Source organism: Thalassomonas actiniarum (assembly GCF_000948975.2).
In the GTDB taxonomy this organism is placed as follows: Bacteria; Pseudomonadota; Gammaproteobacteria; order Enterobacterales; family Alteromonadaceae; genus Thalassomonas; species Thalassomonas actiniarum.
Genome location: NZ_CP059735.1, coordinates 1,061,042 through 1,084,350 on the forward strand (window position 1 = coordinate 1,061,042; position 23,309 = coordinate 1,084,350).

The following is a 23,309-nucleotide window of genomic DNA, read 5'->3' on the forward strand; positions in this document are numbered from 1 at the left end:
GGGCCAAACAAATCGCGAAGCGGTTTGGCTGGCTTTATTATGTATTTTTAAAAAATTTTTCATTTGGGTGCTTGGGTGTATTTTTCATTTCTTCCGTGTGCCTTTTTTGCTGGGCTTTAAGCGCTTGAATATGAGCACGACAAACTTGGCAGCGTACTGCGAATGAATTAATAGTTTTCCCTAGCTCTTCGTACCAAAACTTTTGCTGCTCCGCAGTCCATATTTCATTCTTACCACAGTCAACGCACTTATATTCTTCATCATAATAGTAGTCTGGCGGTGATGAATAAGTATTGTCATTCACGCCCCACTTCTTTTTATCTACAGAGAGTCTCACTGAATCTTTATTTTTTGGACGACTACACCTACCCAATGTTCAAACTCCTGTAGAACACATAACGCGCCAATAAGCGGCGAATAATAGTTGGCTAAAATCGTGAACGAAGTGAACGTGCCCAACTGTTACGCGTCCGACTTGATTGGTCTTTATAAGTACTAGCTTTGCAACTGGGCCGTAATAGAGTCTTGAATTGATTTCTCATATTCATCGTCGCTAACCAAATCCAGACAGACTTCTTTAGTACAATAAGAAACAAATTTTATAGGCTTATTGTCAGAATTTTTAGCTGTTAATTCGTAAAGAGTATAAGACTTAAAATGACTTTTATTGACTACAACATCAGTTGCATTTTTCTTAAAATCAGAAACTAAATCAACATTATTTAAGCGAAAATTGTAAAAATACATCGTATTTTGAGAGTCTATGCAAGCGTAAATAATTGAAAATTCCTTAGATTGTATATCTGCTCTAGCCACACAGCTTTTTGATAGAACCAGTTGATCAGGCAGTATGTGAACAACAACACCATCTTGGCTTTTTGCAAAGCTTTGAAAAGTAATGAGTAGTAATACCATGCTTAAAATTTTCATAGAATCATTCCTTGTATTTATAACAATTAAGCAATCTATCTGTTGTCACTGCATGACAGATAAATTGCCTGTGGACTAAGCCGCCACACCCAGCCTATATAGATTTTGTTTTTTTGAGACAATATTGATACAAGGTGACTTTTACAACAGGCGCAGTCTTTACTGGTTTTTATTATCTTTATTGCTTCAACTTTTGCCAGCCAGTTTACCCCTTTATACGTCTTTTTCAAGACAAACTCAGCCCCTTCTGTCGCCTTTTTCAGCGCATAATGAATACCTTAACGAACCAGACTAGCTCGTTCGGTATTGCCCCATAAGCGATCCCGGTGGGCTGATCCCCATAAATATCATCCCGCCATGATGGCAATGAGGACATTCTGGGCCGTTAGGTCCTTCGTCTTCTTCTGTCTTAACTTCGGTGATCTCAGTGACTATTTTCACCAGGCTTTCCCGGATCAGGGTTAATGCCAACAATTGCCGGGGGAAGAAATTTCACTTGTCTTTGCCCCTAAATAAAGTGGCGAGTACTGCGGTCAACTTCAACCTGTCACTTTTTGCTTTAGCGCTGCTGCAGTTCAAGGGCGTGTAGCTGATATTTTACCAGCTCCAGCCACTTTTCCCTTAATACAAATATCCTGCGATCATCCGCCATTAACTGCTCGCGGCTAAACTTAGCCAGAAACTTATCTATATACATTTGCTCTACCGCCAAATTCAGCTTTATTTCTTTAAGCGGTAGCCGGTTGACCCTGACCGTTGGATGAAATAACTCTTCGTTTGAGCGGATACGGCGGTATTTATTCCACTCCAGCAAAGCCAGATCATGGCTTGGTTGGCTGCTTGTTTCAGTTTGTTTTGGGCAGCGGCAACGCCTGCTTTGGCAAACCGGCAGATATTGTGCCCGGCCAAGTTTTTTTATTCGGGGAAAATAGCCGCGGCTGCAGGGGCGGGGTTTAATGGTGGAGAGCTTTTTACCTTTGAAGCTGTCGGGAACTATGGGGGCGGAAACGCCGGCAGTAATAAATTTAAGATGGTAGGGTTTTACCGATATTTCAGTGGCGGCGCTGCAGATAACCGGGTTATCGGTGTTTGTTTTAATCAACATGTGATATTTCCTTATTCATGTTCTGGCAGAAGGTTGTAACGAAAAAAAGCCTTCAGCCGATATAGGAGTCTTCGACCAATCCCTTGTTTAAATAGGTGTTTAATACTTGCTGCAAACGGCGGTTTAAGCCGTTGGTCATGGCTTCGCTGACCATGGCGCGGTAGCTGTCATGATGGCCGCAGGGGTTGACCCAGAAATTTACTTTCAGGCTCTGTCTGCCGATGGGAATTTGCGTTTGCATCACCTCTCCGCGGGGAGCGTTGCAGCGGGGGCAATACCAGTTTACCTGCAGCGGCAGGGTACATAATTCCAGGCTGGTTCGGGACAAGGCTACCGTGATCTGTTTTATGTCAGGCATATGTACCGCCTGGTTTTGTCTGTGTGGCGCTGGTTGTCGGCAGAAGGGGTGTATAACTCTCTCTAAGAGGATATTTTGTAAAGCTGTTAAAAGGCAAGTGGGGCATAGTGATATCCTTGTGATCACGTTTAATCATCCTGATACGCGTTAGGGTTTTAGTTGAAGTAAATAAATGAAGTCGATGGTTTATGTCTGATGGTTGACGGAGTTATTGTTTTTTAAGGGTTAATCGTACTGGGCTGTTGAAACATCCCAGTTTTCTATCGGGCCAAGGCCAAGTGCTTTTTCTTTTATTTCAAGCGACTGTTCTAACAGTAGTTTTGCCATCTGTGAAGGTTTTCTTCTTTCCTGGCTGGCCAGGCGCATTACCCGTAACTTTAATCTGAGATTGTTAATGCCGAGCACCGGATTAATATCGTTTTTTTGTGCTTTCATATTCGTTATACTCTCTAAGTTGTTAATATTAACAATGTTAACCTCTCTTTTGAGAGGTGTTTGGCTTCGTGTGTATTATTGATCTCTCAAAAAGAGGTTGTCAATGAGGTTTTTCTCTTTATGAATGATTGTTTTTTAAAACGATTGGAAAATCATGTGCTTGCAAATAGAAAAATTTACACCTGGGGCAAGGCTTTAGGAGTAAGTTCTGGTGCGGTCGACAAGTTGTTAAAAGGTGCCGTGCCCGGTATCGACATTCAGTTGTCTATGCAGCATAAAGAAAACTGCAATTTGACCTTCTTAAATACCGGCAAGGGCAAGCCATTTAATGTTAACAATTTTCCTACCAGCCAGGGGATGATCGACTACGTGGCCGAGCTGTTAACTACGGCTCCCTGGAACATTTATATTGTCCGGGCCGACAGCCTGATCACTTTGGTTTTTCAGCAGCCGGGACAGTATGAATATAAAACCAAGCTGATAGATCATGACGTTTGCGAAGTGCTTGTTGGCCAATATACCGAAGCCGTATATAAATATTTATCGACCAAGCTTGAGTGCAACAAGGTATATTATCCCAAGCTAAGCGAAGAAGTGGTTGAACAGATCACCTCGGGTGATATCGGCACTTTTGCCTTGTTTGGCGATAAAAAGACTTCCGGTATTTTAAATCATTTGAGTCAGGCAACTGCTGTGCTGCTTGAACTTCCGCCTACGGTGGTTGGCGAACAAAATACCGCAGACAGCCATTTGATGCGGGCAGTGATCCGCTTAATTGAACAGGCGATTGTTGAAAACAGAATTGAATTGTCGGTAGAGACCCGGGCGAAAGTGATCACTGCCGGTTACAATTACGCGGTAAGAACCGGCAGCAGTGCTTCGGGTTTAGATCCTCACGGCATCTTAGCGATACTTGACACCATAGTGGAGTGATCACCGCTGCTTTGTTTGTGCTCTTGCGCTGATTTGCAGTAGGTTTCGGCATAATTCAAACAGTCTATTTTGATCTGGGTATTCACCATGATCCGCTGCTTGGCCGACATGTCGGTATTAATAAAGTCGATCTGTTTTTGCAATATACTGTGCGCCTGGGAAAACTGCTGATATTGCTGTGGCGACAAGCTTGCCTGTCCTTGTGTTCCCGGTGATACTTGATGGGGGCTGTTAAAGTAGCGATTGATTTTCTGCGTGATAACATCCAGCTCGTCGATGCTTGCGCCGTTATTGAGCGCCTGATGGTATTCTTGCAATAACAGATGTGCCTGGAAGAAAGGAGCGTTTTTATATAAACGGGCGATCACCCGCTCTTTGAGGTTTTTCTCAAGCAGGCCAAAAGCAAGTACCATCACCACCATGACAGCTGCAAGTATCAAGGGTATATAACTAGCTAATTGAACGTCCATCTCTGCCTCTAACTCCTTTCATGCTGGCAAACAACAATATAGCTGCAATGATATAATTAATTGGCGCTACGGTCCAGCTATATAAGTCCCAGGTCCAGTCAGGATCATTCCAGCCCATAATATTTCGCTGCCAGTGCATATAGGCATAAAAGCAGACATTAATGGTCATCAGTACATAAATGATTTTTATGGTTCTGCTTGTTGTCCATAATAACAAGGCATGTATAGCAACAGAAGCGATAAAGGCTCCGAAGTAAAGATACTCGAAGGTTTGATACCAATAATATACTTTCTCGGCTCTGGGAAAGCCTGAATAAAACCCTATTAATAAATGCCGTAGTGAGACAACAATTAAAAATAAAAAGCTAAAAGTGAATAAGGGCCAGTTTTTATTTTTAAAGCAAATTAAGATAGGTATGAGCGATATAATCATTAAGAATATATCGCCGTAATATAAAATATACTGAAGTATATCGCTCATTATTTGGGATGAATACCATCACTTGAGCGAACTTTTATTGGGGATGTATCTTTTACTTCATCATCACCTGGAGGAGTTTCCGGGTCAGTATCAGTAGTAGTTGTCGTGTCATCCGTACCGCCAACGACTTGTGCTAACATGTCGCCGTCAAGATCTTTATTTACCAGGTGATCTTCGGATTGATTTGAAAGGGTTTCGCCTGATTGTGGCTGGCGCTTGCCAAAAAGCTTAAATAACTTTTCCATGAGGTTAAGAACTCTTTTGTTTCCATTAGTAGACTATTTTGGCAAAACCCGCACGGGACTGTCAAATATATTAATCCCAGATTCCACGCCCCTTGCAGCAGGTCAGAGCTGTTTTTTGACTGCTGTGATCATAAGCCGAAATTCTAGCGTGATGTTGCTATTTGATATTTATCATTTTTTGTCTGTCAGGCAATACAAGCCAGCGGATAATCCAAGCATGCCGGTATGAAAAACTTTTTAAGCAGCTGTTGTCGTGTCTTGAAAACTTATCTGCCATGGCAAGCTAAAGTGTTCAAATCTGCCGTTGATGATTTATCATGGCTGTAAGGCCGCGATATAAATCTATTTCGTTAGGTCGGCAGCTGAGCGGTTGGCAAATCTTTGCCTGCAAGGTTATCAAGAAGACGTGAAAAGCTTGGTTTTATTGCTTCACAATAGAGCCGGATATTTTATTGTGCAGCGGGTTTTAGCTGAAACACTGGGGTGATGTTAAGGATGAGCATATGAAAAGTGAGTATGCAGCCAAGGGGTATTTTGTTGTTAAAGGCCTGTTTAGCAAAGATGAACTACAAAAACTGCGGTCAGTCGTATTGGCTTTTCATGCGTCATGGCAGCAAAAAAACGCGAGCTTTTATGCTGAAAACGCCGTCAACTCGGCTTATCTTACCGGGCGAGAGCACCTTGATGAGGCCGGGAGAAAACAGTTATTTCGCTTTATCGGTTCATCCCGGTTAATGGATATTGCCAACTCTTTTATGAACAGGCCGCCGGCCTTTATGAATACGCAGCTGTTCTTCGACCCGGTTAATAAGTTACAAAAGAACTACTGGCACAGAGATCCGCAATATCACCTGTCTGTTGAACAGCAGCAAGCAGCGCTGGCAGGCCCGGATGTGGCTCATTTCAGGGTGCCTTTGGTTGATGAGCCGGGTATCGAGTTGATTCCCGGCAGCCATAAGCGCTGGGATACAAACGAAGAACTTGAGGTGCGGTTAGAGCACAATGGCCGGAAAAATTACCATGACTTATCCGGTGGCGTAAAAGTAGCGCTGGCGGCGGGCGATTTATTGGTGTTTTCAGCCAATATGATTCACCGGGGGTTATACGGGCAGGATCGCTTGTCGTTAGATATCCTGCTGTGTGAACCGGAGCCGGGCTTGGTAAAATTTGCCGATGATGCTTGTTTGCCCAGCCGGGAGATCATAAAAACGCTTGAGCATTCTGCGGCTTTTGAAAGCACCATCCATTTAAAGGCAATAGCCAAATAAAGCGCCCGGCAAGCAGGCGAAGCTGCGATTGCCGGCATGATACTTATTATTTTTATGCTTGGCTTTTTTAGTGAGAAAGCCCAGCATAGCCCATCATTATTCCCTGTTCCGCATGTGCTGAATACCAGGACAGCTCTTGGATAATTGCCGATTGACTGGCATTTATCCGTTTTATGCCTATATTAAGGAAAACACCTGCGTTAGTTCCTGATTTATATCGGGAATTAATCACGTGAAGCAGCAGTTACCTACCTATAAGGGAATATATCAAACATGAAAAAGCTATTACTTACGCTGTTGGTTATTTGCATTATAAGCGCCATTTCATTAACTGTTGTTCATTTAACCGGTGGTTTGCCGCCGGACGGGCGCCCCGGATGCCTGAAGCTTTTCGGTATACTGGCCTGTATTATTATTGCTGTGGTTTGTATGGTGCTTTTGGGGAGTTTGCTGCTCAACAAACGTCATGTCTATTACTTTGGTCTGGCGGTGGGCTTTGGCGTTTCTACCTGGTTCTCTTCACGAAACATGCTTGGCCTTGCCTCTTGTCCGGAAGTTTTTCATTTAAAATCCTGCTATGTGGTTTTTGTCAGTATGATAGCGTTCACCATACTCGGGGTTATGTATTTTAGGGAAAAAATGAAGGAGCAAAGCGGCGAGCTGTAATAGTCTGATATGGCTAATACAAAAGTAAGTATTCCAGTTGTTATGCTTGCTGACAGCTGCATGTAAAATAAATGGGTTAACACCTGGGCACTGTTGTTTTTGCTCTAATTCATCCCCTGATCATCATGCTTTTAAGGTGGCTCAGTTTTGCTGAGCCACCTGGCTTAATAAAGCTGTCGCGCCTTATTTTTGTTTATAGGCTGCCAGTAATTGGGCGGCAATCTCTCTGAAGTTGTCGTCAGTAACATAGGGTTGATCCAGCAGCAATTTCATCGCCTCTTTGGCCTGGATTTGTGCCGGATCATTACCCTGCATATTGAGTAAAGTGGCGGCGACAGTATATTCACTGTCATGGAACAGATCTTCAGAGCGGGATTTTAATATCTCCAGGCCCTTGGTAACCGTGTCCGAACCGGCTTTATTGGTGCTGGCAGCTTCTTTGAGTTCATTCGCGGTTCTGTCTATCATCAGCGCTAATTCACCTTTTGAGCTAACGGTCAGGTTCTCCAGTTTTGATTGATAAGCCGAGGCCAGTTCACTGGCTATCATTCTGAAACTGTTGTCGTTTACGCCAGGCTGTTCCAGCAGGGCTTTCATCGCTTCTTTGGCTCTAACCTCTGCGTTGTCTTTTTTACCTGTCATATGGAGTAAGGTGGCGTTGACGGTATAGTCGCGGTCGTGGAATGGATCTTCAGAGCGTGTTTTTAATACCTCCAGCCCTTTTATCACTGTGGCCATGCCGTCTTTATTGGTGCTTGCGGCCGCTATCAGCTGACTGGCGGTCTGGTCTATCTGTGCTTGCTCTTGTGGTGACGGGCCTTTTGTTGCTTCGATGATGTTAGTCAGGAAGAAATGCAAGCCCTTGGTATTTTGGGCGGTAATTTCTCCTTGCAGTGACTCTGTCCATTGATTCGATTCAGAGAGAAATTGGCTTGAGTCTTCATCATATTGAGCTGCCAGGCCGGCATGTTCATATAGCGCATATAAGGTGGCTCTTGAACCAAATTCCTGTTCGATTTTTTTCGCCAGATCGCTTGCATTGGAGTCGGTGAGCGGATTTTCAGCGAAAAAGTCCCTCAGGTTGGCATGGTCCGGTTCTGTTCTGTGTGAAGCCGACAGATCACCGGCGCCTACTTTCAGGTCAATGCCGTTTTCAATCGCCTCTATGGCTTTCATCACCACAGGTACGGTATTGGCCAGGTCTCCGTAGATATAGTGAGAGCTTTCCAATGCCTGTTGGATCTCCTGTTTATCCTGCATGGATAAATCGCTTAAATCACCGTAGGCAAACTGGATGGGTTCGAGCAGGCGGTTTAGCCATTGATGAAACAGGATGTCGTTTTTACGTAATCCTTTGACGTCGCCCATGTCGGCATCGGTTTCCATAAGGTCGACTTTACCGCTTTTATCCAGGCTTTCAAGCAGGCGGTTCATGCCCAGTGCCCAGTCATCCCTGGATGGACCTTTGAGGCTGTCGCGAAAATTAGTATCGTCAAGCTTGATTTCCTTACCCGTGGCATAGGAGTGGAACAAGGCTTGTTGGGTACTGTTGGTCGGGTATCTGTCAACCAGTATTTCTTTCAGGCTGGCTTTGGGGGTGTCGAGTTGGTCCCACATTCTTTTCAGGGAGTTGATATTTTCTTTGGGAGATTTCACTTCCAGGTGATCAACCAGCTCGGCGGCGTCATGGCCTTTGGAGAGTTTGTCGTTGATAAACTCGCTCATGCTAAATACCGGGTCGCCAACCAGGGTGTTACTCGACAGGGTCACCAGGCCGCTGCCGCTTTTGTCGGCCTCAAATGAATATTGCTGCATCAAAATGTCGTCCATCATATGCAACAGTTGTCCTGTTTCTACACCAGACAAGCTATGTTTGCTGATGGCCCCTTGCACGTGTTCGCTGATTTCGTCTTTACACATTTCATAACGCGCATAGCCCATGATCAGGGAGAGCGCGACATCGTTCTGTTTCGACTCGGCTTCTTTTACCAGGGCGAACAGACCGCTGGTATCCGGGTTTTTGCCGTTGGCGTTATCGCTTATCCAGCTGCGTACGGCATCTGTGTTATTTTCAGTTGCCATTTCATGAAGCGCCGTGAGGGCGGGGCTGAGTTTTCCCTGTAATTCGGTATCGCTTATACCGTTAAGGAAAAAGAGCTGAGATACCGCACTTTGAGGCTTCATGGTCGGGGTGAGCATGTGTTCTATTTCGCCGTCGCTTTTATTGAAAATCGAGGGCTGGCGCATCAGTCCGGAAAGTGCTGTTTCAATATTTGAAAATTTACTGTTAAAGGCATCGCGGGTGAAGAATTCAACTTCCTGGCTTCTTTCGTCCGGGGTTGGCTTACGTATGTCAATCTGGTAATTATCCGGAAAGGCGTGCTGTTTTATGGCCGACTCGGCAGAAGATACATTCTGAAAGCAAAATTGCATCTTTTCTTTGTTATCGGTGTTGGTGACTTCAACTATACGGGTGAGGTGTGAATGGTCGAACGAATTTACGGTAGTGGTTTGCATTATTTATCTCCTGATGATTAAAAACGGCTGTAAAGCGGATTAGATCCTGACCATATGAAGCGGGTGTTGCCGCGCCTGGGCGGGAGTGCCTGACTCTTCAAGTAAACTATTGATATGTTTGCGTAATGACAGGGCGGCATGGGAAAGGTTTTCCAGCATATTGCCAAATTCACGGGCCGTTATCCCCTGGTATTCGTGGCTGTAGCTGAGGATCAGACTTTGATTGTCCCGGTCATAGCCAAGCGCGCCGCCATAGGTGTTGGCAGGCTTTAAATTAAGTGCCAGTAGTGCCTTAAATAATGCCGTATCCACGGGCTCGGCTAAGTCGCAAATATGGAGTAACACGGTAAAATTTTCACTCAGAGGCTCGCCGCAAATCATCAGCTCTATGTTGCTGCTGGTGGCCATAAAGCAGCGGTTGTCCTGATCAAGGGATAGCGGGGCTGCACTTGAGCTGTTTAACTCCTGTAACCACTGGTTGAGAATGTCGGTGGTATTGTTCATGTTTCTTCCTTTGGCTGTTGGTTTTATCTGCTGGTACTGAGTAGGTAACCGGTTATCAGCCAAGGATTCATATTCGGTTAAAAAATATACAGCTTGATGTGTTGAGTTGGTTTTATCTGTGTTGCGGTGCTGGCGCTTTCTTTATCCGGGATGACAACGCTGACTCAAGTTATGCTGGAGTTTTTTTGATATTGTTGAATCAATATGGGGATTTTTTGAGTGTGACTAAGCACTTGTATGACTGGCATTTCGCGATTGAGGCGGTTGCTTTATGGCTGTTTACAGGCCTGGTTTCGCCTGTCGGCAATGGCGGGGGAAGCAAAATAAAAACGGCCCGCGATTCATTTTTGGTCAAATTCGCAGGCCGTTTAAAGGTTTTTATCGTGCAGGCATTAGACTTTGCTAGACAAAGTCAAAGCCCGCGGGGATTGAGTTAAAGGAGGGGTATTTATCCCCCTCTGATATCTATGCCTTGTGCTATTGCTTCAAGGGCTTTTAATACTACTGGTGCAGTATCCCCCATATTATTGGAAAATAATGAATGATCAGTGGTTAATGTCTGCCGGATCTCATCCTTTTGCGATGTTGTTAATGCCGATAAATCACCATAGGCAAATTCGATAGGGGTGAGGATACGGTCAAGCCATTGTTGGAATATATTGTCGTTTCTACTTAAGTTCTCTGCATTAATATCGCCAACTTCAGCCTCGGTAGCCATTCGGTCAACCGTGCTGGTTGTGTCGAGTCTTGCCAGCAGACGATTCATGCCCAAGGCCCAGTCATCCTGGCTTGCTCCCATGAGTCTGTCGCGCAATGTGCCATCACCGCCATCAAATTCACTATAATCAATATAGGAATGAAACATATTAGCCTGGGTACTATTCATCACATATTTAGTATCAAGCACGTCTTTGAGGGTTGCTGCAGGGGTATCCAGTTTATCCCATAGCCTGTTTAGTGAGTTGATATTTTCTTTCGGGGATTTTACTCCCAGGTGATCAACCAGTTCTGTTGCATCATGACCACTGGCTATTTTGCCATTGATATAACTACTGAAGTCAAAAACAGGGTCGCCGCGTAAGCTTTCAGCGCTTGACGTTGACAGGGTCACCAGGCTGCTGCTGCTGGCGTCTGCTTCGAATGAATATTGCTGCATCAGGATGTCATCCATCATACGCAATAATTGCCCGGTTTCTGTTGCTGACAGGCTATCCTCTGAGATGGCGGTATCCACTATCGAGGTGATAGTTTCCTGGCATTTCTCATAACGAGCATACCCCATAATCAGTGCCAGGGCTTTTTCATTTTGTGTTGATTCGGCATGTTCTACCATAGCTAATAAGCCGCTGGTATCCGGTGTTCCGCTGGCGTTGGCGTTGTCGACTATCCAGCTACGCACAGCTGCTGTATTGTTATCCGAGGCCATGGCATGCAAAGCCTCCAGTCCGGGACTGAGTTTGGCTTGTACGCTGCTCTCGGAAATGCCATGTACATGGAAAAGTTGTGCTGTCGCGCTCTGCGGCTGCATTTTCGGGGTCAGCATATGTGCTATTTCACCTGAGCTTTCATGGAAAACAGAAGGTTGTTTTATCAGCCCTGATTGCGCGACTTCAAACTCTTTAAATGTACTCTCAAAAGCCTTTTTAGTGAAAAATTCAACGTCTGTTTGTTCGCTGTCGTTCGGCTTGCGTATGTCGGTGGTAAAGTGCTCAGGGAATAGATGTTCGTCTATTGCATTGCCTGCCATAGTTGAATTGCTGAAGCAAAATTTTTGCGTGTCTTGTGTCTCGGTGTTGGTTACTTCCAGAATACGAGTGAGTTGTGGAAACTGAAATGAGTCTACTGTAGTTTGCATGCTATATATTCTCTTTTATTACTTTTTGACGACAGGGGTTAGATTCTGAGCATCTGGAGTGGGTTTGGCGCAGTTTGCTCCTGTATTGATGTCGATGCATCATCAAACAAGGTCTTGACATATTCCTGCAACGGCGCCACGGCCTGGGAGAGGTTTTCCAGCATATTGCCAAACTCCCGGGCCGTTAATCCCTGGTATTCGTGGCTGAATGTTAATATCAGGCTTTGCTTGCCCTCGTCATAGGCGAGGGCGCCACCACAGGTGTAGGCCGGCTTTAAATTCAGTGCCAGTAATGCCTGAAACACTTCGATATCCGTGATATCTTTCATATCGCAAATATGAAGAAAAACGCTGAAGTTTTCACTGAGGGGATCGCCGCAAACCATCAAATCTACATTGTTGTTGGTGCCTATAAAGCAGCGGTGGCTTTGATCAAGAGACAATGGAGTGTCACTGGCGGAGCTTATTTCCTGTAACCACTGGTTGAGGATATCTGTTGTGTTGTTCATATTTGTCCTTGGAAGTCTGGTGTTGTTCAGTAAGTAACCAGGTGGCGGAAAGAGTTATAAAAAATTCGAAAAAAAATTTTCTTCTGTAAGCCTGGTGGTTTAAGTCACTGACCGAGCTAGTGCTTACAGTGAACATTTTATCTAATGGTAGGGGGAAACCTTGGTATTAAGTCTGAAGTCTAAACTGTTAATAAGCGGCGGGGTGATAGCTTTTGCTGCCGCTATCTGGCATTTACTTTGTATTTGGGGCGGGCCTGCCTGGTTTGCTTTTGCCAGGGCGCCTGAGCAAATTATCGAATCGGCTCGGCAGGGGACTTTACTTGCACCTGTGGGAACCCTTGTGGTTGCCGGGTTAATGTTTGCCTGCACCCTGTTTGCCTTTTCTGCCACAGGGCTTATCCGTAAACTGCCTTTGCTGACACCTGCCTTGATCACTATTGCACTGCTGTGCACGGTACGTGGCATCATTGCTGTGCCTTTCTTTTTAACCCCTGGCGGGTTTGATCTCTGGGAGGTTATTGCCAGCTCAGTTTGGTTATATGTTGGTATTTGTTTTATCGCGGGCAGTGTCGAGCATCTTAGTGTGGTTAAAGTAAAGCCCTAACGGGCCTTTTTCACTAAACCGTATCCGACTTGCTCAGCCGCTGTTTTCCCCCAAGGCATGCAGGAAGCTGGCAATGTCGGCTTTAGAACGTAAATGATAAACGGTTTTCGTTTTGGCGGCATTGGCGACATATTTGCGGTATGCCGGGGTCAGTTTTTTATGGCATAACCACAGTACCCGGTAACTGTTGATGGTGCCTTTAATAATTGAGCTGTGCTCCGGCCACCCCTCCGGGGGCTGAAAAAGCCCTTTGAAAAAACGTTTGGTCACCCAGAAAAAATGTACCCGGATAGGCAGGTCGATATAAACCAGGGTGTCAGCCTGGTTAAGGCGGGTCCAGGTTGAATCCAGGCAGCCGTAACCCTCTATCAGCCATTTATCTTCGGATAAAATGCGGCTGTGGGCGGCCAGGTATTGGTCGTGGGGAACTTCATTGCCGCCCGGGAGAAATTTCACTTTATCGAGCGCGTATAGCTCAAGACCGGTGATTGCTGCGATTTGCTTGCTGGTGGTGGACTTGCCGGCACCGGCATTGCCAAAAACGGCGACTTTTTTCATTTTTTATTCCTGTTTTGTCATTAAAAGCGGGAATAAAAAACCCGCCTTGATGGCGGGTTATGGATCAGCTAAACAGCACTATTCCCACCAGGGCTCAGAGATGGTGTTCATAATTCGGATTATCAAAGCAGATAATGTGCTGTTCACTGTTTTTCCTGATGATTATTTATTCAATATGGTTAAAGACTAACATAGCCGGGGGATAAAAATAACTAAATTTTCAGTCATAAGGTAAAGCGAGTGTTTTCCTGCTTTTGCGGGGGGTCGTTGCTTTGTTAATGGTGAAATGTATCTTTTGGCGCATGGGCTGTTTGGCATCAGATAAAGATAGGTTTTTGTGTTGGCAAAGTGTAGCCTTATTTTTTAGCCGCTTGATGCGGTGTGTTACTAGGGCCTGTTTATCTTTGGCTGTGAATTATCTTTTTGGCTGTTTTTACACCTATCCGCGTTAGAAAAATGTCATGTAGAATAACTACACGTCCATTTTTCTGCCTTGATATGTGCAAAAACCGCTCAAAAATCTTAATCCCCTCCAAAGATAAGCAGGCCCTAATAGAGTTTTTATGAAGAAAATACTGTTTGTGTGCAGTCAAAATAAATTACGCTCTCCTACCGGTGAAGCGGTATTTGGTCATGAAGCCGGGATTGAGGCACGCTCTGCCGGTCTCAACAACAATGCCGAGATCCCTTTAGGGGCCGAGGACGTGGAATGGGCCGATATTATCTTTGTGATGGAGCCGGTTCATAAAAGAAAGCTGAGCAAAGGTTTCAAAGATAAGCTGAAAGGGCAAAGCGTGATTTGCCTGGGGATCCCGGATCATTATGACTATATGGATCCCGAACTGGTGGCAATATTTATGCGGGATGCTCCTCAATTTATTTATTAACTCAGGGCCTTGTCAGGGCATATAAATCAATAACAGGATCAGGAAACCAATACGCTGATGGAATTAATATTTTTAGGTACATCGTCGGGCACCCCCACGAAAACCCGCAATGTATCGGCAACGGCGGTCAAGGCGCCGAATGCCAAACACTGGTGCCTGGTGGATTGCGGTGAAGGCACCCAGCACCAGATTTTAAGAACCAAGCTGTCCCTGAATAGCTTACAGGCCATTTTTATCACCCATGTGCACGGGGATCACTGTTACGGCCTGCCCGGTTTGCTGGCAAGTGCCGCTATGGCCGGGCGGACTGAAAAGCTATATCTGGTCGGCCCGGCGGAGATTGAGGCGTTTGTTAGCGCCGTTTGCACCCTGACCGAGTTGTATTTGCCTTACGAGATTGTTTTTATTGACTCCGCTACACTCAATGAGCACCGGCCCGAGCTGGAACTGAGCGTGACGGCCGTCAAGCTGTCGCACCGGGTACCGTCTCATGCTTTTAGTTTTTGTTATCAAAGCGATGAGCGAAAGCTTGATCTTGAGAAATTAAAAGCTGCCGATATCAAACCCGGCCCCCATTGGGGAGAGCTGCAAAGCGGCAAAGATATCATGCTTGACGGTGAAACGATTTTGGCTGACGACTACCTGTTGCCGAAAGCTAAAGCGCAAAAGATCATTATCTGCGGCGACAATGACCAGCCGGATTTGTTGTCGGATGAAATCAAAAGTGCCGATGTTTTAGTGCATGAGGCAACCTATACCTATGACATAGCGCAGAAAGTCGGGCCCGGGCCGATGCACAGCAGTGCGAAAATTGTTGCCGAATTTGCCGGTAAACACCGGGTCGATAATCTGGTGTTAACGCATTTCAGTGCCCGTTATCAAAATGATACCGGCAGCAGTCCTTCAATTTTGGATGTTGAACTCGAAGCCAGGGCACATTATGACGGTAATCTTATGCTTGCCAGTGATTTTGACCATTACCGGCTGGGTAAAAACGGGGTGCTGGGCAAGCTTTAACCGGCTGAGGCGATAAAGCCGCTAGCGGCTGTTACAGCTATGCGGATCGGTGTTAATCTTTTGTAACAATGCTATAGTATTTTTTGTGGTTGAACCTTTGTTCTTGCTTAAAGGCATTGTTTAGGCCAGTTGTCGGGTGTCAAAAGCAGTAAAAAAGAATGGTAACGCTTTATTTTAAGTTGTTGATTTTTAAGTGTTGTCGTGTGACTGTCAGGTGATTGGCGTGTTCTTTCATGTCATTTTGGGCTGATAATTCAAAACGAACAACAGAAAAGGATAAGAAATGATAGTTCGTAAATTAAGGCTTCAGCGTGGTTGGTCTCAAGAGCAATTAGCTCAGCTGAGCGGGTTAAGTACCAGAACCGTCCAGCGGATAGAAAGAGGGCAAAGTGCCGGGCTGGAGTCGATGAAATCCTTGGCTGCTGTTTTTGAAATTGAATTAACCCAGTTACAGCAGGAGAAACCCATGGACAGTCAAACACAAGCTTCAACTGAAGTGTCAACCCAAGAGCAAGCGGCGATTGAATATGTCAGAGGCATTAAAGACTTTTACACCCACCTGAGTACCTATGTATTGGTGGTGTCTGCCTTGTTCGTTTTCAATTATTGGACCAACCCCAGTTATATTTGGGCCTGGTGGACGGCTTTGGGCTGGGGCATAGGGATTATTTCCCATGCGCTGGCGGTTTTTGAAGTATTCAATCTTTTCGGCGCCGACTGGGAAAAGAAACAAATTGAAAAAAGGCTGGGCAGGAAATTGTAATCCAGGGTCTCGCCCCGAGACTGTTGATATGAAGTGCTCACTCAGATGTTATATCAAAATAAGGAATGAATGTGGCCTGGATAGTCTTGGTTATTGCCGGTATCTTTGAAATTATGTGGGCGGTAGGCCTTAAACACACGGAAGGTTTTACCCGGCTATGGCCTTCGGTGTTCACCCTTGGCGCCATGTGGGCCAGTTTTGCCTGTCTTTCTTATTCCTTAAAAACCATTCCCATGGGTAATGCCTACGCCGTTTGGACCGGTATTGGCGCCGTGGGGGTGGCCATAGTGGGTATTGTCTGGTTTAACGAGCTTGCCGACATACGGCGTATTGCCTGCATTGGCCTGATTGTTTTGGGCATTGTCGGGTTAAAATTGTTGGACTCAGGCACACCTGCGGCATAACGGCTGATTGTTACCGGGTTAAGCGCAGTTGCTGCGGTAAAGAGTGACATGGTTTATATCTTCCCCTGGCGGTATCTGGAGAAAAAATGAAGAGAAGAGTGCTTGAAGTGGTCGACTATGATCCGGCCTGGGGTAAGTTGTTTGCCGATGAGCAAATATTGCTGGTGAAGGCTCTGGGGGATGTCGCCTTAAATATCCATCATATCGGCAGTACTTCGGTGACAGGGCTGGCGGCTAAACCTGTGATTGATATCTTGATGGAAGTCTCGGATCTTGAGGCAGTAGAGAGTAAAAATCAGCAGATGCTGTCTCTGGGTTATGAGGTTAAGGGCGAGAACGGCATCGCAGGCAGGCGTTATTTTCAAAAAGGCGGCAATGCCAGGAGCCATCACCTGCATGCTTTTAAAACCGGGGATGAAGCCCTGACGCGGCATCTGGCTTTTCGGGATTACCTGGTGGCCCATCCGCAGATAGCGCAGCAATACGGCGAGCTTAAGCAAGGGCTGATACTGGCGGGGCATAACAGCAGCGCGCCTTATATGCAGGGAAAAAATGATTTTATCCAGCATCATGAAAAGCTGGCGTTAAGCTGGTACCTTAGCCGATAACGCTGTGATTTACCGCTTGCTCTAAGCAAGGAAATCAAGATGACTAAACATATTGGCAAATAATAATCATGCGGGCCATGGCTTTTAAAGCGGCCTGAAAAGCGAAATAAGGATAAAACGTGAAAACTCAGTATCTTGATGGTTTTGAACTGGCGGGTTTTGTTACCCGCACCAAAAATGTCGATGAAATGGATCCGGCAAAGGCGAAAATCGGCAATCTCTGGCAACAGTTTTACGGTGAAGCCGGCGCTCTGTTACAACCCGAGTCGAAAGTCTGCGGGGTTTATAGCAATTACGAGTCGGATGCTTCAGGCGAGTTTGATGTTATCGCCGGGGCAGATGTTTTAATCGGGCAGGCAATATCCGGGGTTGAGGCAATAACCGTGCAACCGGGCCGTTATCTGGTTTTTTCCGGTGAAGGGGAAATGCCGGGGGTGGTGATAGCCTTGTGGGGGCAGATCTGGCACTACTTTAACGAAAGCGACTGTCCCCATCAACGGGCCTACCAAACCGACTTTGAATACTATAAGGGTGAGTCGCAGGTGGAAATCTATATCGGGATCCGTTAGTTCACCCTGCTAGGGCCTGTTTATCTTTGGCTGTGAATTATCTTTTTGGCTGTTTTTGCACCTATCCGCGTTAGAAAAATGTCATGTAGAATAACTACACGTCCATTTTTCTGCCTTGATATGTACAAAAACCGCTCAAAAATCTTAATCCCCTCCAAAGATAAAAAGGCCCTAGGGCGGGTCTAATTAAAGCTAGTGGTTTTTTCTATGTTATTAATGGCTTAGTTGCAGGCATTGCCAAGTTGGCCGGTATTGCCCATGTCCTGTGCTTTAACAGGCGCACAGGACATGAAGATCAAGCCTTAATAGGCAACAGCGATACGGGTTTTGTGGTGCTCTGCTTTTTCTGCCTGGTCCAGCAAGGCGACGGCATAATCCTGTACCGACACTTTGCTTTTGCCTTCGCTGTCCGTCAGCAACTGATCGCCGCCGAGACGGTATTTTCCGCTGCGCTCGCCGGGGAAGATTTCTGCGGCCGGGCTGACAAACAACCAGTCAAGGGGGCTGTCGCTTTGACGGAAAATGTCGAGGGCTTGCCCCTGGGCCAGGGCTTCGTCTTTATATTCTGCCGGGAACTCAGGTACTGTTACCAGCTTTACGCCGGGAGCAACTTCCAGGCTGCCGGCGCCACCCACCCAAATCAGCCGTTTGATGCCTGCTTGCGGTAATTCTGCCAGCAGCCGCTTGGCAGTATGACTCACCATTTCATGGTTGCCTTGCGCGCGTCCGCCGACGGCGGCGATAACCACATCGGCACCTGTCACGGCTTCGTTCATTCCGCCTTGGGCCAGTAAATCCAATGTATGGCTTTGCACCCCGTCTTGTTCTATCTTGCCGGTATCGCGGCTGATGGCGATCACCTGATGCTGGCGGTTAAGTGCTTCGTTCATGATGGTGGAGCCGATCCAGCCGGTGGCGCCTAAAATTGCGATTTTCATAATGTTCTCCAATGGGTTGTTTAACTTGGTATCACCTTGCCTGCTCGGCCCGGTGTTGATGGCGCTATTATCTTTTTCTTTTATCTTGTAATAAATATTGAAAATCGAGCATAATTGTTTCGTAATTTGAAATAATGTATGAAGGAAGCGGCGATGGATAAAGTGGAAGCCTTAACCAGCTTTGTCGAGGTGGCAAATACCGGCAGTTTTACCCGGGCGGCGGACCAGCTGGAGTTAAGCCGGGTAAAGGTAACCCGGCATGTGCAGGAACTGGAGAGCTGGCTTAATATCCGTTTATTTCACCGCACCACACGTAAGGTTACCCTGACGGCGCCGGGCCAGGATGTGCTTTTGCATTGCCGGCGTATCCTTAACGAGGTGGCGGGGCTGGAAAGTATGGCCCGCAGCCATGATGAAGAGCTGACGGGGGAGGTTCGTATTGCCACCCCGATAGGCTTAGGGCAAAACCTCTTGTACGAGCAGGTGGAAGCCTTTACCCGGCGTCACCCCAAAGTAGTGATCCAGTTAATGATGTCGGATCGCAATGCCCAACTGGTGGATGAGCGTATTGATGTGGCACTGCGTTTTACCGACCAGGTAGATGAAGGCCTTATCGCCCGTCGCCTGATGTCGATTGAAAGTGCCGTATGCTGCTCCGGGCAATACTTAACTGAACACGGGCCGGTCGGTTCGCCTGAGCAGCTACAGCAGCATAATTGCCTGATCCATCTCAGCCTGCGCCATTGGTCTTTTATGGCAGAGCAGCAGTTGGTGCGGGTGCCGGTTTCCGGCAGTATCTGCGCCAATGATCTTGGGGTGTTAGTGCGGGCGGCCCTGAATGGGACGGGGATCGTTTATCTGCCCTGCGACCTTGCCAACCCTTATTTAAAAAGCGGGGAATTGCTCCGGTTGCTGCCGGATGTGCCCTTACCTGTGATGTCTTTGTGGGCGGTCTATTTGTCGCGCAGTTACCAGCGTCCGGTGGTGCGGGCATTTATCGATTTTCTGGCGGGGCAATGGCAGGAAGATTTGCGGGTATTTAAACGCTGAAGCTTATTTGCTGCCTGAATAGGTTTGTCTGCCAAGGTGCCCCAATACCACGTAGGGGACTCTGTTGCCGCCGACACCCAAATCAGCATTACCGGGCACTTCTATGCGCCAGCCGCCATTGTTAAGTACAGATCCGACAAAGATGATCCCTAAACCGACATAGGTGTAATTAACGCTTTCTAATGTGCCTTTTGTCTTGTACCTTGCTTTTGTCTCGACTGATTGCAAGGTAGCTGAATACCTTTCATTCAGTGTGTTTACGGACAAAATAGTTTAATTGATAACAAGGATTTTTTATGAAAGTACAACAATTACTTTATGGCTCGTTGCTTGGCGCTGGTTTATTTTTATCTGCCAATGCTTTGGCAGGAGAGATATATACGCCAACCTATAAGCAATCAGAAGCAATAAGCCAGGACAAAAGAATTGATGAACTCTATTACCTTCAGCCACACAACAGTTATGAGAGATTAAATAGCGGTGACATGCTCGCCCATTGGCTTGATGAAGGATTTCGCTCGCTAGAGCTGGATGTTTTAGATAAGGGGCCATGGCAATCAGATGACAATGGCCCTTATGTCACCCATGATCAATCGGGAAAAAACAATAACTGTGACAGTAATGGCGGCTCCGACAGACTCGGTCATTGTTTAGCCGATATCAAGCAGTGGCTGGATGCCCACCCCGTCAATGAGGGGCAAGTCACCGCACCCATAATGCTGTATATAGATATGAAAACGGAGGCTATCAATCCGTTAGGCTCCTGGCATCCAAGTGAGATCAAGCTCCTCGATGAATATGTGAGCCGTGAATTGTCCGGATATTTATACACATACCAGGATTTACTGGCACACCTTACCCCTTATACCAGCAATAACGATTACAGGAGCGCGTTAAAAAATAAAGGCTGGCCTAAACTGTCGGCATTAAACCCCAATAATCACCGCGTTATCGTTCTCTATACCGGCGGGCGGGTTGGCAATGTCAATGATCTGATGGAGCAGGCAAATTCTGATTATGTGCTGAATGGTTTTGTCTGTCCTGATATAGATACCGCAGATCCCGAGGAATTTAGCGGTGCTATCGATTCTATTTCTGCCGGCAACTCGAAAAAGATATTTTGCGGCAATGTAAAGGCCGGGGACCATTATCAGGTTACCGCCAATCGGGCAAACGAATATAAACAGCTCATGCACCTGTGGAACACTTCGGGGGATTTTGAGAACAAGTACTACGCCTATAACTTTATTGCCGTTGCTCATGGCGTCTCGGCAATTGGCATTGACGTAGACCAGATAGCAGGCGGATCATCATATTTCAATGAATCTGAAATTCCATATGTGGGAGTGCGCAGAAGCCTGCCCGGTTACTTTCAAATAAAACCTAAATTGAATAGTGGTTTATGTCTTGAAGTAAAAGACGGTTATAAAAATGGCTCTGCGATCAGGCTGGATCAATGCGGCAATTATGGCAATCAAAAATTTGTCTACACGGCGGAAGGGCAGCTGCGGCCCAAATATGGCAATAAGTACTGTGTAGACTTCGACACGGGCAGTGCCGACAATGGCGATGCTCTTCACCTTTGGGATTGTGACGGGGGGAATTCTGAAAAATGGCGCATTCAAAAAGATGGCAAAATTAAAAACAGAGACAATGGCTGGAGTCATTGTATCGACATACAAGGGAGCGCGGCAACGGATGATGAAGAAGTCAGAATCTGGTCTTGCAATGACAATGATGTGAGCCAGCAATTTATCTTAGAATCCGTTTCTGACTGGCAGCAAACAGAATTCTAGTGCCACTTGTGTAAAATAACGTTGTGAAACAAGCGAACCTCAACTTGCTCTTTTAAAGGCGCGAGTTGAGGTTCGGTTAAGTCTGGCTGAGACAGCTAGTTAAGGCGGTAATTAATTCCAGATTTTGCTGACATATTCAGGATGGTCAACAAAAGGGTTACGGTTGCCCTGGTGAGTGTGGGCCGCGTCATTGCGGTCGATTTCTTTCTGGCTCACCGGATCGTTGGCATGCCAGCTCAGTAACATGGAGATCACCCAAGGTTCAAATACTGCCGTGGTGCTGCCGTCCAATACCGCATTGCCGTAGCTGCTGATGCTCTGCCAGCTGGCGATTTGATCCTGGTAGCGGGTGGCCATATAGAAATAAGCCCGGGCCAGGTCGCCTTTAAACTCATCAATCGGCTCAAATACCGTACCGCTGTAACCTAAGCTGCTTGCGGCTGAACCTAACTTGCTGCCGTTGGAAGAAGTATAGGTCGCAGAGGCAACTTCACCGTAAGGGAAGCTGCTGCGTACTGAGTTTACTTTACCGTCGGTGGCAAAAATATGGTGAATATCCGAGTTCATCGGCTCGATATCGCCGCCGAACCAGCTGCGCGGGAAGGAATGTTCACGGTTATAACAATCCCCTTCGCCCGAGTAGCTGCCGCACTGGTTGCTGACTTTGGTGAAGTTGTAGGGATCCGAGCCGTTGGGGTTTTCCGAGTAGATGTCTAAGATAGTACCGTCGTTTTCATAGTAGGTATCTAAGGCATTGCTGCTGTAGAAGGTCCAGATGGCGGAATAGCCGCGGGTGGTGTGGTTGTTGATTAAGTTATGCAAGGCGGTTTTCAGGGTATAGCCGGTTTGCGTGGTGATGCTGTCGTAGTAGTTGCCAACACCTGTGCCGCCGCCGTTATCACCGCCGCCGGCGCCGATAGTAAAGTTAGTGCTGTCGCTGCTGGTGAAAGTGCTGCCGGAGGCCAGGGTGCTGCCGCCTGAGGTCAGGGCATAAGAGCCGTTGCCGAATTCACAGCAGATGCCGTCGCCGTAGCTGTCGCTGATGGTGAAGGTGTAGTCGCCGTCGGTTAAACAGAAGGTTTCGTTATACGTGGTATTATTTGCCAGGGTAGAGCTGCTGGCAACCGTAGTACCGCTGCTGGTTTTCAAGGTCCAGCTGGTTTCTGAGGCGTAACCGTCTGTGGTTAATGCCAGTGTCGCTTCGGTATTGGCACAGCTGCCGCCGTTGCCGCCGCCGTTATCGGCTGTGGTTGGCTCAAAATCGTCAACATATACGGTTTCCGAGCCGTCAAAACCTGTTACGTCGTAAAAACGCAGGCCGACATCCACATTGCCTGTGGCAGTTGCCGTGTAGGTATAGCTGATTTGCTGCCACTGGTTTACCAGGCTTTCATTGGAATAGCCCTGGTAACCGTTGACATAAAGCCGGGCTTTGACGCCGCCTTCGGTGTGGTATACCCAGGTAGAAAAGTTATAGGTCTGGCCGGAAACCAGGGCGACGGATTGACGGAAGTCGGTGGAGGATTGGGTGCCGGTATTGACTGTGATGGCTGCGGCACTGGAGCCTGATTTTACTATGGAGCCTTCCTGGCTGACACTGAGGCCACTGTCGATTGTTGTCCATGAATCCGGGCTGCCGCTGGTCCAGTTTTCAAAAGACCCGTTAGTCACTTCAGCCATGGCGCTGCCACTGAGTAGGGTAAGCAGGCACAAAGCGTTTAAGCTATTGTTTTTCATAGTCTTCCTCATCTCTCTCTTTTTTTTGTAGTGCTGTTTATAATTTTTTTTGCCGGGTGAGCATACCTGCCAAGCCGGAAAAGTAAACCATTATCGATCGGA

At 46.7% G+C, this 23,309-nt stretch carries 29 protein-coding genes; 13 read left to right on the forward strand and 16 right to left on the reverse strand.

Annotated features, from left to right (window positions below):
* Positions 1–37: 37 nt before the first annotated feature.
* The 5 genes from SG35_RS04630 to SG35_RS04650 all read right to left on the reverse strand — a co-directional run bounded on the left by SG35_RS04630 (position 38) and on the right by SG35_RS04650 (position 2,828).
* A complete protein-coding gene (locus tag SG35_RS04630) occupies positions 38–304 on the reverse strand; it encodes a zinc-ribbon domain containing protein (RefSeq protein ID WP_160298248.1) in 267 nt (88 codons plus the stop codon).
* 191 nt (positions 305–495) lie between these two features.
* Entirely contained in the window at positions 496–930 is a 435-nt protein-coding gene (locus SG35_RS04635) for a hypothetical protein (RefSeq protein WP_044831823.1), read from the reverse strand.
* Positions 931–1,489: 559 nt separating this feature from the next.
* Positions 1,490–2,035 (reverse strand): hypothetical protein, encoded by a 546-nt coding sequence (locus SG35_RS04640; protein ID WP_044831822.1) that lies wholly within the window; start codon positions 2,033–2,035, stop codon positions 1,490–1,492.
* A gap of 52 nt (positions 2,036–2,087) precedes the next feature.
* A complete protein-coding gene (locus tag SG35_RS04645; protein WP_044831821.1) occupies positions 2,088–2,393 on the reverse strand; it encodes a hypothetical protein in 306 nt (101 codons plus the stop codon).
* A gap of 225 nt (positions 2,394–2,618) precedes the next feature.
* Positions 2,619–2,828, reverse strand: a complete 210-nt coding sequence (locus tag SG35_RS04650) for a hypothetical protein (protein ID WP_044831820.1) — start codon at positions 2,826–2,828, stop codon at positions 2,619–2,621.
* A 156-nt stretch (positions 2,829–2,984) separates the two neighbouring features.
* Between SG35_RS04650 and SG35_RS04655 the strand changes: the two genes are divergently transcribed.
* Positions 2,985–3,761 (forward strand): hypothetical protein, encoded by a 777-nt coding sequence (locus SG35_RS04655; RefSeq protein ID WP_152646536.1) that lies wholly within the window; start codon positions 2,985–2,987, stop codon positions 3,759–3,761.
* Here SG35_RS04655 and SG35_RS04660 read toward each other — a convergent pair.
* The 3 genes from SG35_RS04660 to SG35_RS04670 are packed head-to-tail and all read right to left on the reverse strand — an operon-like array spanning position 3,722 to position 4,957.
* Complete coding sequence (locus tag SG35_RS04660; RefSeq protein WP_044831818.1) at positions 3,722–4,231, reverse strand: hypothetical protein; 510 nt, start codon at positions 4,229–4,231, stop codon at positions 3,722–3,724. The genes SG35_RS04655 and SG35_RS04660 overlap by 40 nt on opposite strands.
* Positions 4,212–4,712: a hypothetical protein gene (locus SG35_RS04665; protein WP_044831817.1), complete on the reverse strand. Its 501-nt coding sequence runs from the start codon at positions 4,710–4,712 to the stop codon at positions 4,212–4,214. The genes SG35_RS04660 and SG35_RS04665 overlap by 20 nt, the downstream gene beginning before the upstream one ends.
* Positions 4,712–4,957, reverse strand: coding sequence for a hypothetical protein (locus SG35_RS04670; RefSeq protein WP_044831816.1), 246 nt, complete (start codon positions 4,955–4,957; stop codon positions 4,712–4,714). The genes SG35_RS04665 and SG35_RS04670 overlap by 1 nt, the downstream gene beginning before the upstream one ends.
* 503 nt (positions 4,958–5,460) lie before the next feature.
* Between SG35_RS04670 and SG35_RS04675 the strand changes: the two genes are divergently transcribed.
* Together SG35_RS04675 and SG35_RS04680 are read left to right on the forward strand one after the other, a co-directional pair.
* Positions 5,461–6,225, forward strand: coding sequence for a phytanoyl-CoA dioxygenase family protein (locus tag SG35_RS04675; RefSeq protein ID WP_044831815.1), 765 nt, complete (start codon positions 5,461–5,463; stop codon positions 6,223–6,225).
* A gap of 273 nt (positions 6,226–6,498) precedes the next feature.
* A complete protein-coding gene (locus tag SG35_RS04680) occupies positions 6,499–6,891 on the forward strand; it encodes a hypothetical protein (protein ID WP_044831814.1) in 393 nt (130 codons plus the stop codon).
* Between the two features lie 183 nt (positions 6,892–7,074).
* On the opposite strand, the gene SG35_RS04685 is transcribed toward SG35_RS04680, so the two are convergent.
* Together SG35_RS04685 and SG35_RS04690 are read right to left on the reverse strand one after the other, a co-directional pair.
* Positions 7,075–9,408, reverse strand: a complete 2,334-nt coding sequence (locus tag SG35_RS04685; protein WP_044831813.1) for a hypothetical protein — start codon at positions 9,406–9,408, stop codon at positions 7,075–7,077.
* Between the two features lie 39 nt (positions 9,409–9,447).
* Positions 9,448–9,912: a CesT family type III secretion system chaperone gene (locus SG35_RS04690; RefSeq protein ID WP_044831812.1), complete on the reverse strand. Its 465-nt coding sequence runs from the start codon at positions 9,910–9,912 to the stop codon at positions 9,448–9,450.
* Positions 9,913–10,013: 101 nt separating this feature from the next.
* Here SG35_RS04690 and SG35_RS04695 point away from each other — a divergent pair, with 101 nt between their 5' ends.
* Positions 10,014–10,349 (forward strand): hypothetical protein, encoded by a 336-nt coding sequence (locus SG35_RS04695; protein WP_152646535.1) that lies wholly within the window; start codon positions 10,014–10,016, stop codon positions 10,347–10,349.
* A gap of 11 nt (positions 10,350–10,360) precedes the next feature.
* Here the strand turns inward: SG35_RS04695 and SG35_RS04700 are convergent, their stop codons facing one another.
* Together SG35_RS04700 and SG35_RS04705 are read right to left on the reverse strand one after the other, a co-directional pair.
* A complete protein-coding gene (locus tag SG35_RS04700; protein WP_152646534.1) occupies positions 10,361–11,767 on the reverse strand; it encodes a hypothetical protein in 1,407 nt (468 codons plus the stop codon).
* Positions 11,768–11,805: 38 nt separating this feature from the next.
* Positions 11,806–12,276: a CesT family type III secretion system chaperone gene (locus SG35_RS04705; protein ID WP_044831809.1), complete on the reverse strand. Its 471-nt coding sequence runs from the start codon at positions 12,274–12,276 to the stop codon at positions 11,806–11,808.
* Positions 12,277–12,436: 160 nt separating this feature from the next.
* Here SG35_RS04705 and SG35_RS04710 point away from each other — a divergent pair, with 160 nt between their 5' ends.
* On the forward strand, positions 12,437–12,880 hold the full coding sequence (locus SG35_RS04710; protein WP_044831808.1) for a hypothetical protein: 444 nt from the start codon (positions 12,437–12,439) through the stop codon (positions 12,878–12,880).
* 33 nt (positions 12,881–12,913) lie between these two features.
* On the opposite strand, the gene SG35_RS04715 is transcribed toward SG35_RS04710, so the two are convergent.
* Positions 12,914–13,438: a P-loop NTPase family protein gene (locus SG35_RS04715; protein WP_044831807.1), complete on the reverse strand. Its 525-nt coding sequence runs from the start codon at positions 13,436–13,438 to the stop codon at positions 12,914–12,916.
* A gap of 563 nt (positions 13,439–14,001) precedes the next feature.
* Between SG35_RS04715 and SG35_RS04720 the strand changes: the two genes are divergently transcribed.
* The 6 genes from SG35_RS04720 (at position 14,002) to SG35_RS04745 (ending at position 17,686) form a co-directional block, all read left to right on the forward strand.
* The gene (locus tag SG35_RS04720; protein WP_044831805.1) at positions 14,002–14,325 is read left to right on the forward strand and encodes a low molecular weight protein tyrosine phosphatase family protein; all 324 of its coding nucleotides are present in this window, start codon (positions 14,002–14,004) and stop codon (positions 14,323–14,325) included.
* A 57-nt stretch (positions 14,326–14,382) separates the two neighbouring features.
* Entirely contained in the window at positions 14,383–15,342 is a 960-nt protein-coding gene (locus tag SG35_RS04725; protein WP_044831804.1) for a ribonuclease Z, read from the forward strand.
* 283 nt (positions 15,343–15,625) lie between these two features.
* Positions 15,626–16,105, forward strand: coding sequence for a 2TM domain-containing protein (locus tag SG35_RS04730; RefSeq protein ID WP_044831803.1), 480 nt, complete (start codon positions 15,626–15,628; stop codon positions 16,103–16,105).
* Between the two features lie 71 nt (positions 16,106–16,176).
* Complete coding sequence (gene sugE, locus SG35_RS04735; RefSeq protein ID WP_044831802.1) at positions 16,177–16,509, forward strand: quaternary ammonium compound efflux SMR transporter SugE; 333 nt, start codon at positions 16,177–16,179, stop codon at positions 16,507–16,509.
* A gap of 86 nt (positions 16,510–16,595) precedes the next feature.
* Positions 16,596–17,117 (forward strand): GrpB family protein, encoded by a 522-nt coding sequence (locus SG35_RS04740; RefSeq protein ID WP_044831801.1) that lies wholly within the window; start codon positions 16,596–16,598, stop codon positions 17,115–17,117.
* Positions 17,118–17,236: 119 nt separating this feature from the next.
* The gene (locus SG35_RS04745; RefSeq protein WP_044831800.1) at positions 17,237–17,686 is read left to right on the forward strand and encodes a GyrI-like domain-containing protein; all 450 of its coding nucleotides are present in this window, start codon (positions 17,237–17,239) and stop codon (positions 17,684–17,686) included.
* A 302-nt stretch (positions 17,687–17,988) separates the two neighbouring features.
* On the opposite strand, the gene SG35_RS04750 is transcribed toward SG35_RS04745, so the two are convergent.
* The gene (locus tag SG35_RS04750) at positions 17,989–18,624 is read right to left on the reverse strand and encodes an NAD(P)-dependent oxidoreductase (RefSeq protein ID WP_044831799.1); all 636 of its coding nucleotides are present in this window, start codon (positions 18,622–18,624) and stop codon (positions 17,989–17,991) included.
* A gap of 153 nt (positions 18,625–18,777) precedes the next feature.
* Here SG35_RS04750 and SG35_RS04755 point away from each other — a divergent pair, with 153 nt between their 5' ends.
* Positions 18,778–19,674: a LysR family transcriptional regulator gene (locus tag SG35_RS04755; RefSeq protein ID WP_044831798.1), complete on the forward strand. Its 897-nt coding sequence runs from the start codon at positions 18,778–18,780 to the stop codon at positions 19,672–19,674.
* A gap of 3 nt (positions 19,675–19,677) precedes the next feature.
* Here SG35_RS04755 and SG35_RS04760 read toward each other — a convergent pair whose 3' ends face one another.
* Positions 19,678–19,902: a hypothetical protein gene (locus SG35_RS04760; protein WP_044831797.1), complete on the reverse strand. Its 225-nt coding sequence runs from the start codon at positions 19,900–19,902 to the stop codon at positions 19,678–19,680.
* A 68-nt stretch (positions 19,903–19,970) separates the two neighbouring features.
* Here SG35_RS04760 and SG35_RS04765 point away from each other — a divergent pair, with 68 nt between their 5' ends.
* Complete coding sequence (locus tag SG35_RS04765; protein WP_053042888.1) at positions 19,971–21,470, forward strand: ricin-type beta-trefoil lectin domain protein; 1,500 nt, start codon at positions 19,971–19,973, stop codon at positions 21,468–21,470.
* 111 nt (positions 21,471–21,581) lie between these two features.
* On the opposite strand, the gene SG35_RS04770 is transcribed toward SG35_RS04765, so the two are convergent.
* Entirely contained in the window at positions 21,582–23,207 is a 1,626-nt protein-coding gene (locus tag SG35_RS04770; RefSeq protein WP_236702542.1) for an endonuclease, read from the reverse strand.
* Positions 23,208–23,309 lie beyond the last annotated feature (102 nt).

Excerpts from the sequence above, each read along its gene's own strand:
- SG35_RS04635 (WP_044831823.1), bottom strand. The coding sequence starts at position 930 with ATGAAAATTTTAAGCATGGTATTACTACTCATTACTTTTCAAAGCTTT.
- SG35_RS04640 (WP_044831822.1), bottom strand. The coding sequence starts at position 2,035 with ATGTTGATTAAAACAAACACCGATAACCCGGTTATCTGCAGCGCCGCC.
- SG35_RS04645 (WP_044831821.1), bottom strand. The coding sequence starts at position 2,393 with ATGCCTGACATAAAACAGATCACGGTAGCCTTGTCCCGAACCAGCCTG.
- SG35_RS04650 (WP_044831820.1), bottom strand. The coding sequence starts at position 2,828 with ATGAAAGCACAAAAAAACGATATTAATCCGGTGCTCGGCATTAACAAT.
- SG35_RS04660 (WP_044831818.1), bottom strand. The coding sequence starts at position 4,231 with ATGGACGTTCAATTAGCTAGTTATATACCCTTGATACTTGCAGCTGTC.
- SG35_RS04665 (WP_044831817.1), bottom strand. The coding sequence starts at position 4,712 with ATGAGCGATATACTTCAGTATATTTTATATTACGGCGATATATTCTTA.
- SG35_RS04670 (WP_044831816.1), bottom strand. The coding sequence starts at position 4,957 with ATGGAAAAGTTATTTAAGCTTTTTGGCAAGCGCCAGCCACAATCAGGC.
- SG35_RS04675 (WP_044831815.1), top strand. The coding sequence starts at position 5,461 with ATGAAAAGTGAGTATGCAGCCAAGGGGTATTTTGTTGTTAAAGGCCTG.
- SG35_RS04680 (WP_044831814.1), top strand. The coding sequence starts at position 6,499 with ATGAAAAAGCTATTACTTACGCTGTTGGTTATTTGCATTATAAGCGCC.
- SG35_RS04685 (WP_044831813.1), bottom strand. The coding sequence starts at position 9,408 with ATGCAAACCACTACCGTAAATTCGTTCGACCATTCACACCTCACCCGT.
- SG35_RS04690 (WP_044831812.1), bottom strand. The coding sequence starts at position 9,912 with ATGAACAATACCACCGACATTCTCAACCAGTGGTTACAGGAGTTAAAC.
- SG35_RS04700 (WP_152646534.1), bottom strand. The coding sequence starts at position 11,767 with ATGCAAACTACAGTAGACTCATTTCAGTTTCCACAACTCACTCGTATT.
- SG35_RS04705 (WP_044831809.1), bottom strand. The coding sequence starts at position 12,276 with ATGAACAACACAACAGATATCCTCAACCAGTGGTTACAGGAAATAAGC.
- SG35_RS04715 (WP_044831807.1), bottom strand. The coding sequence starts at position 13,438 with ATGAAAAAAGTCGCCGTTTTTGGCAATGCCGGTGCCGGCAAGTCCACC.
- SG35_RS04720 (WP_044831805.1), top strand. The coding sequence starts at position 14,002 with ATGAAGAAAATACTGTTTGTGTGCAGTCAAAATAAATTACGCTCTCCT.
- SG35_RS04725 (WP_044831804.1), top strand. The coding sequence starts at position 14,383 with ATGGAATTAATATTTTTAGGTACATCGTCGGGCACCCCCACGAAAACC.
- SG35_RS04730 (WP_044831803.1), top strand. The coding sequence starts at position 15,626 with ATGATAGTTCGTAAATTAAGGCTTCAGCGTGGTTGGTCTCAAGAGCAA.
- SG35_RS04740 (WP_044831801.1), top strand. The coding sequence starts at position 16,596 with ATGAAGAGAAGAGTGCTTGAAGTGGTCGACTATGATCCGGCCTGGGGT.
- SG35_RS04750 (WP_044831799.1), bottom strand. The coding sequence starts at position 18,624 with ATGAAAATCGCAATTTTAGGCGCCACCGGCTGGATCGGCTCCACCATC.
- SG35_RS04755 (WP_044831798.1), top strand. The coding sequence starts at position 18,778 with ATGGATAAAGTGGAAGCCTTAACCAGCTTTGTCGAGGTGGCAAATACC.
- SG35_RS04765 (WP_053042888.1), top strand. The coding sequence starts at position 19,971 with ATGAAAGTACAACAATTACTTTATGGCTCGTTGCTTGGCGCTGGTTTA.
- SG35_RS04770 (WP_236702542.1), bottom strand. The coding sequence starts at position 23,207 with ATGAAAAACAATAGCTTAAACGCTTTGTGCCTGCTTACCCTACTCAGT.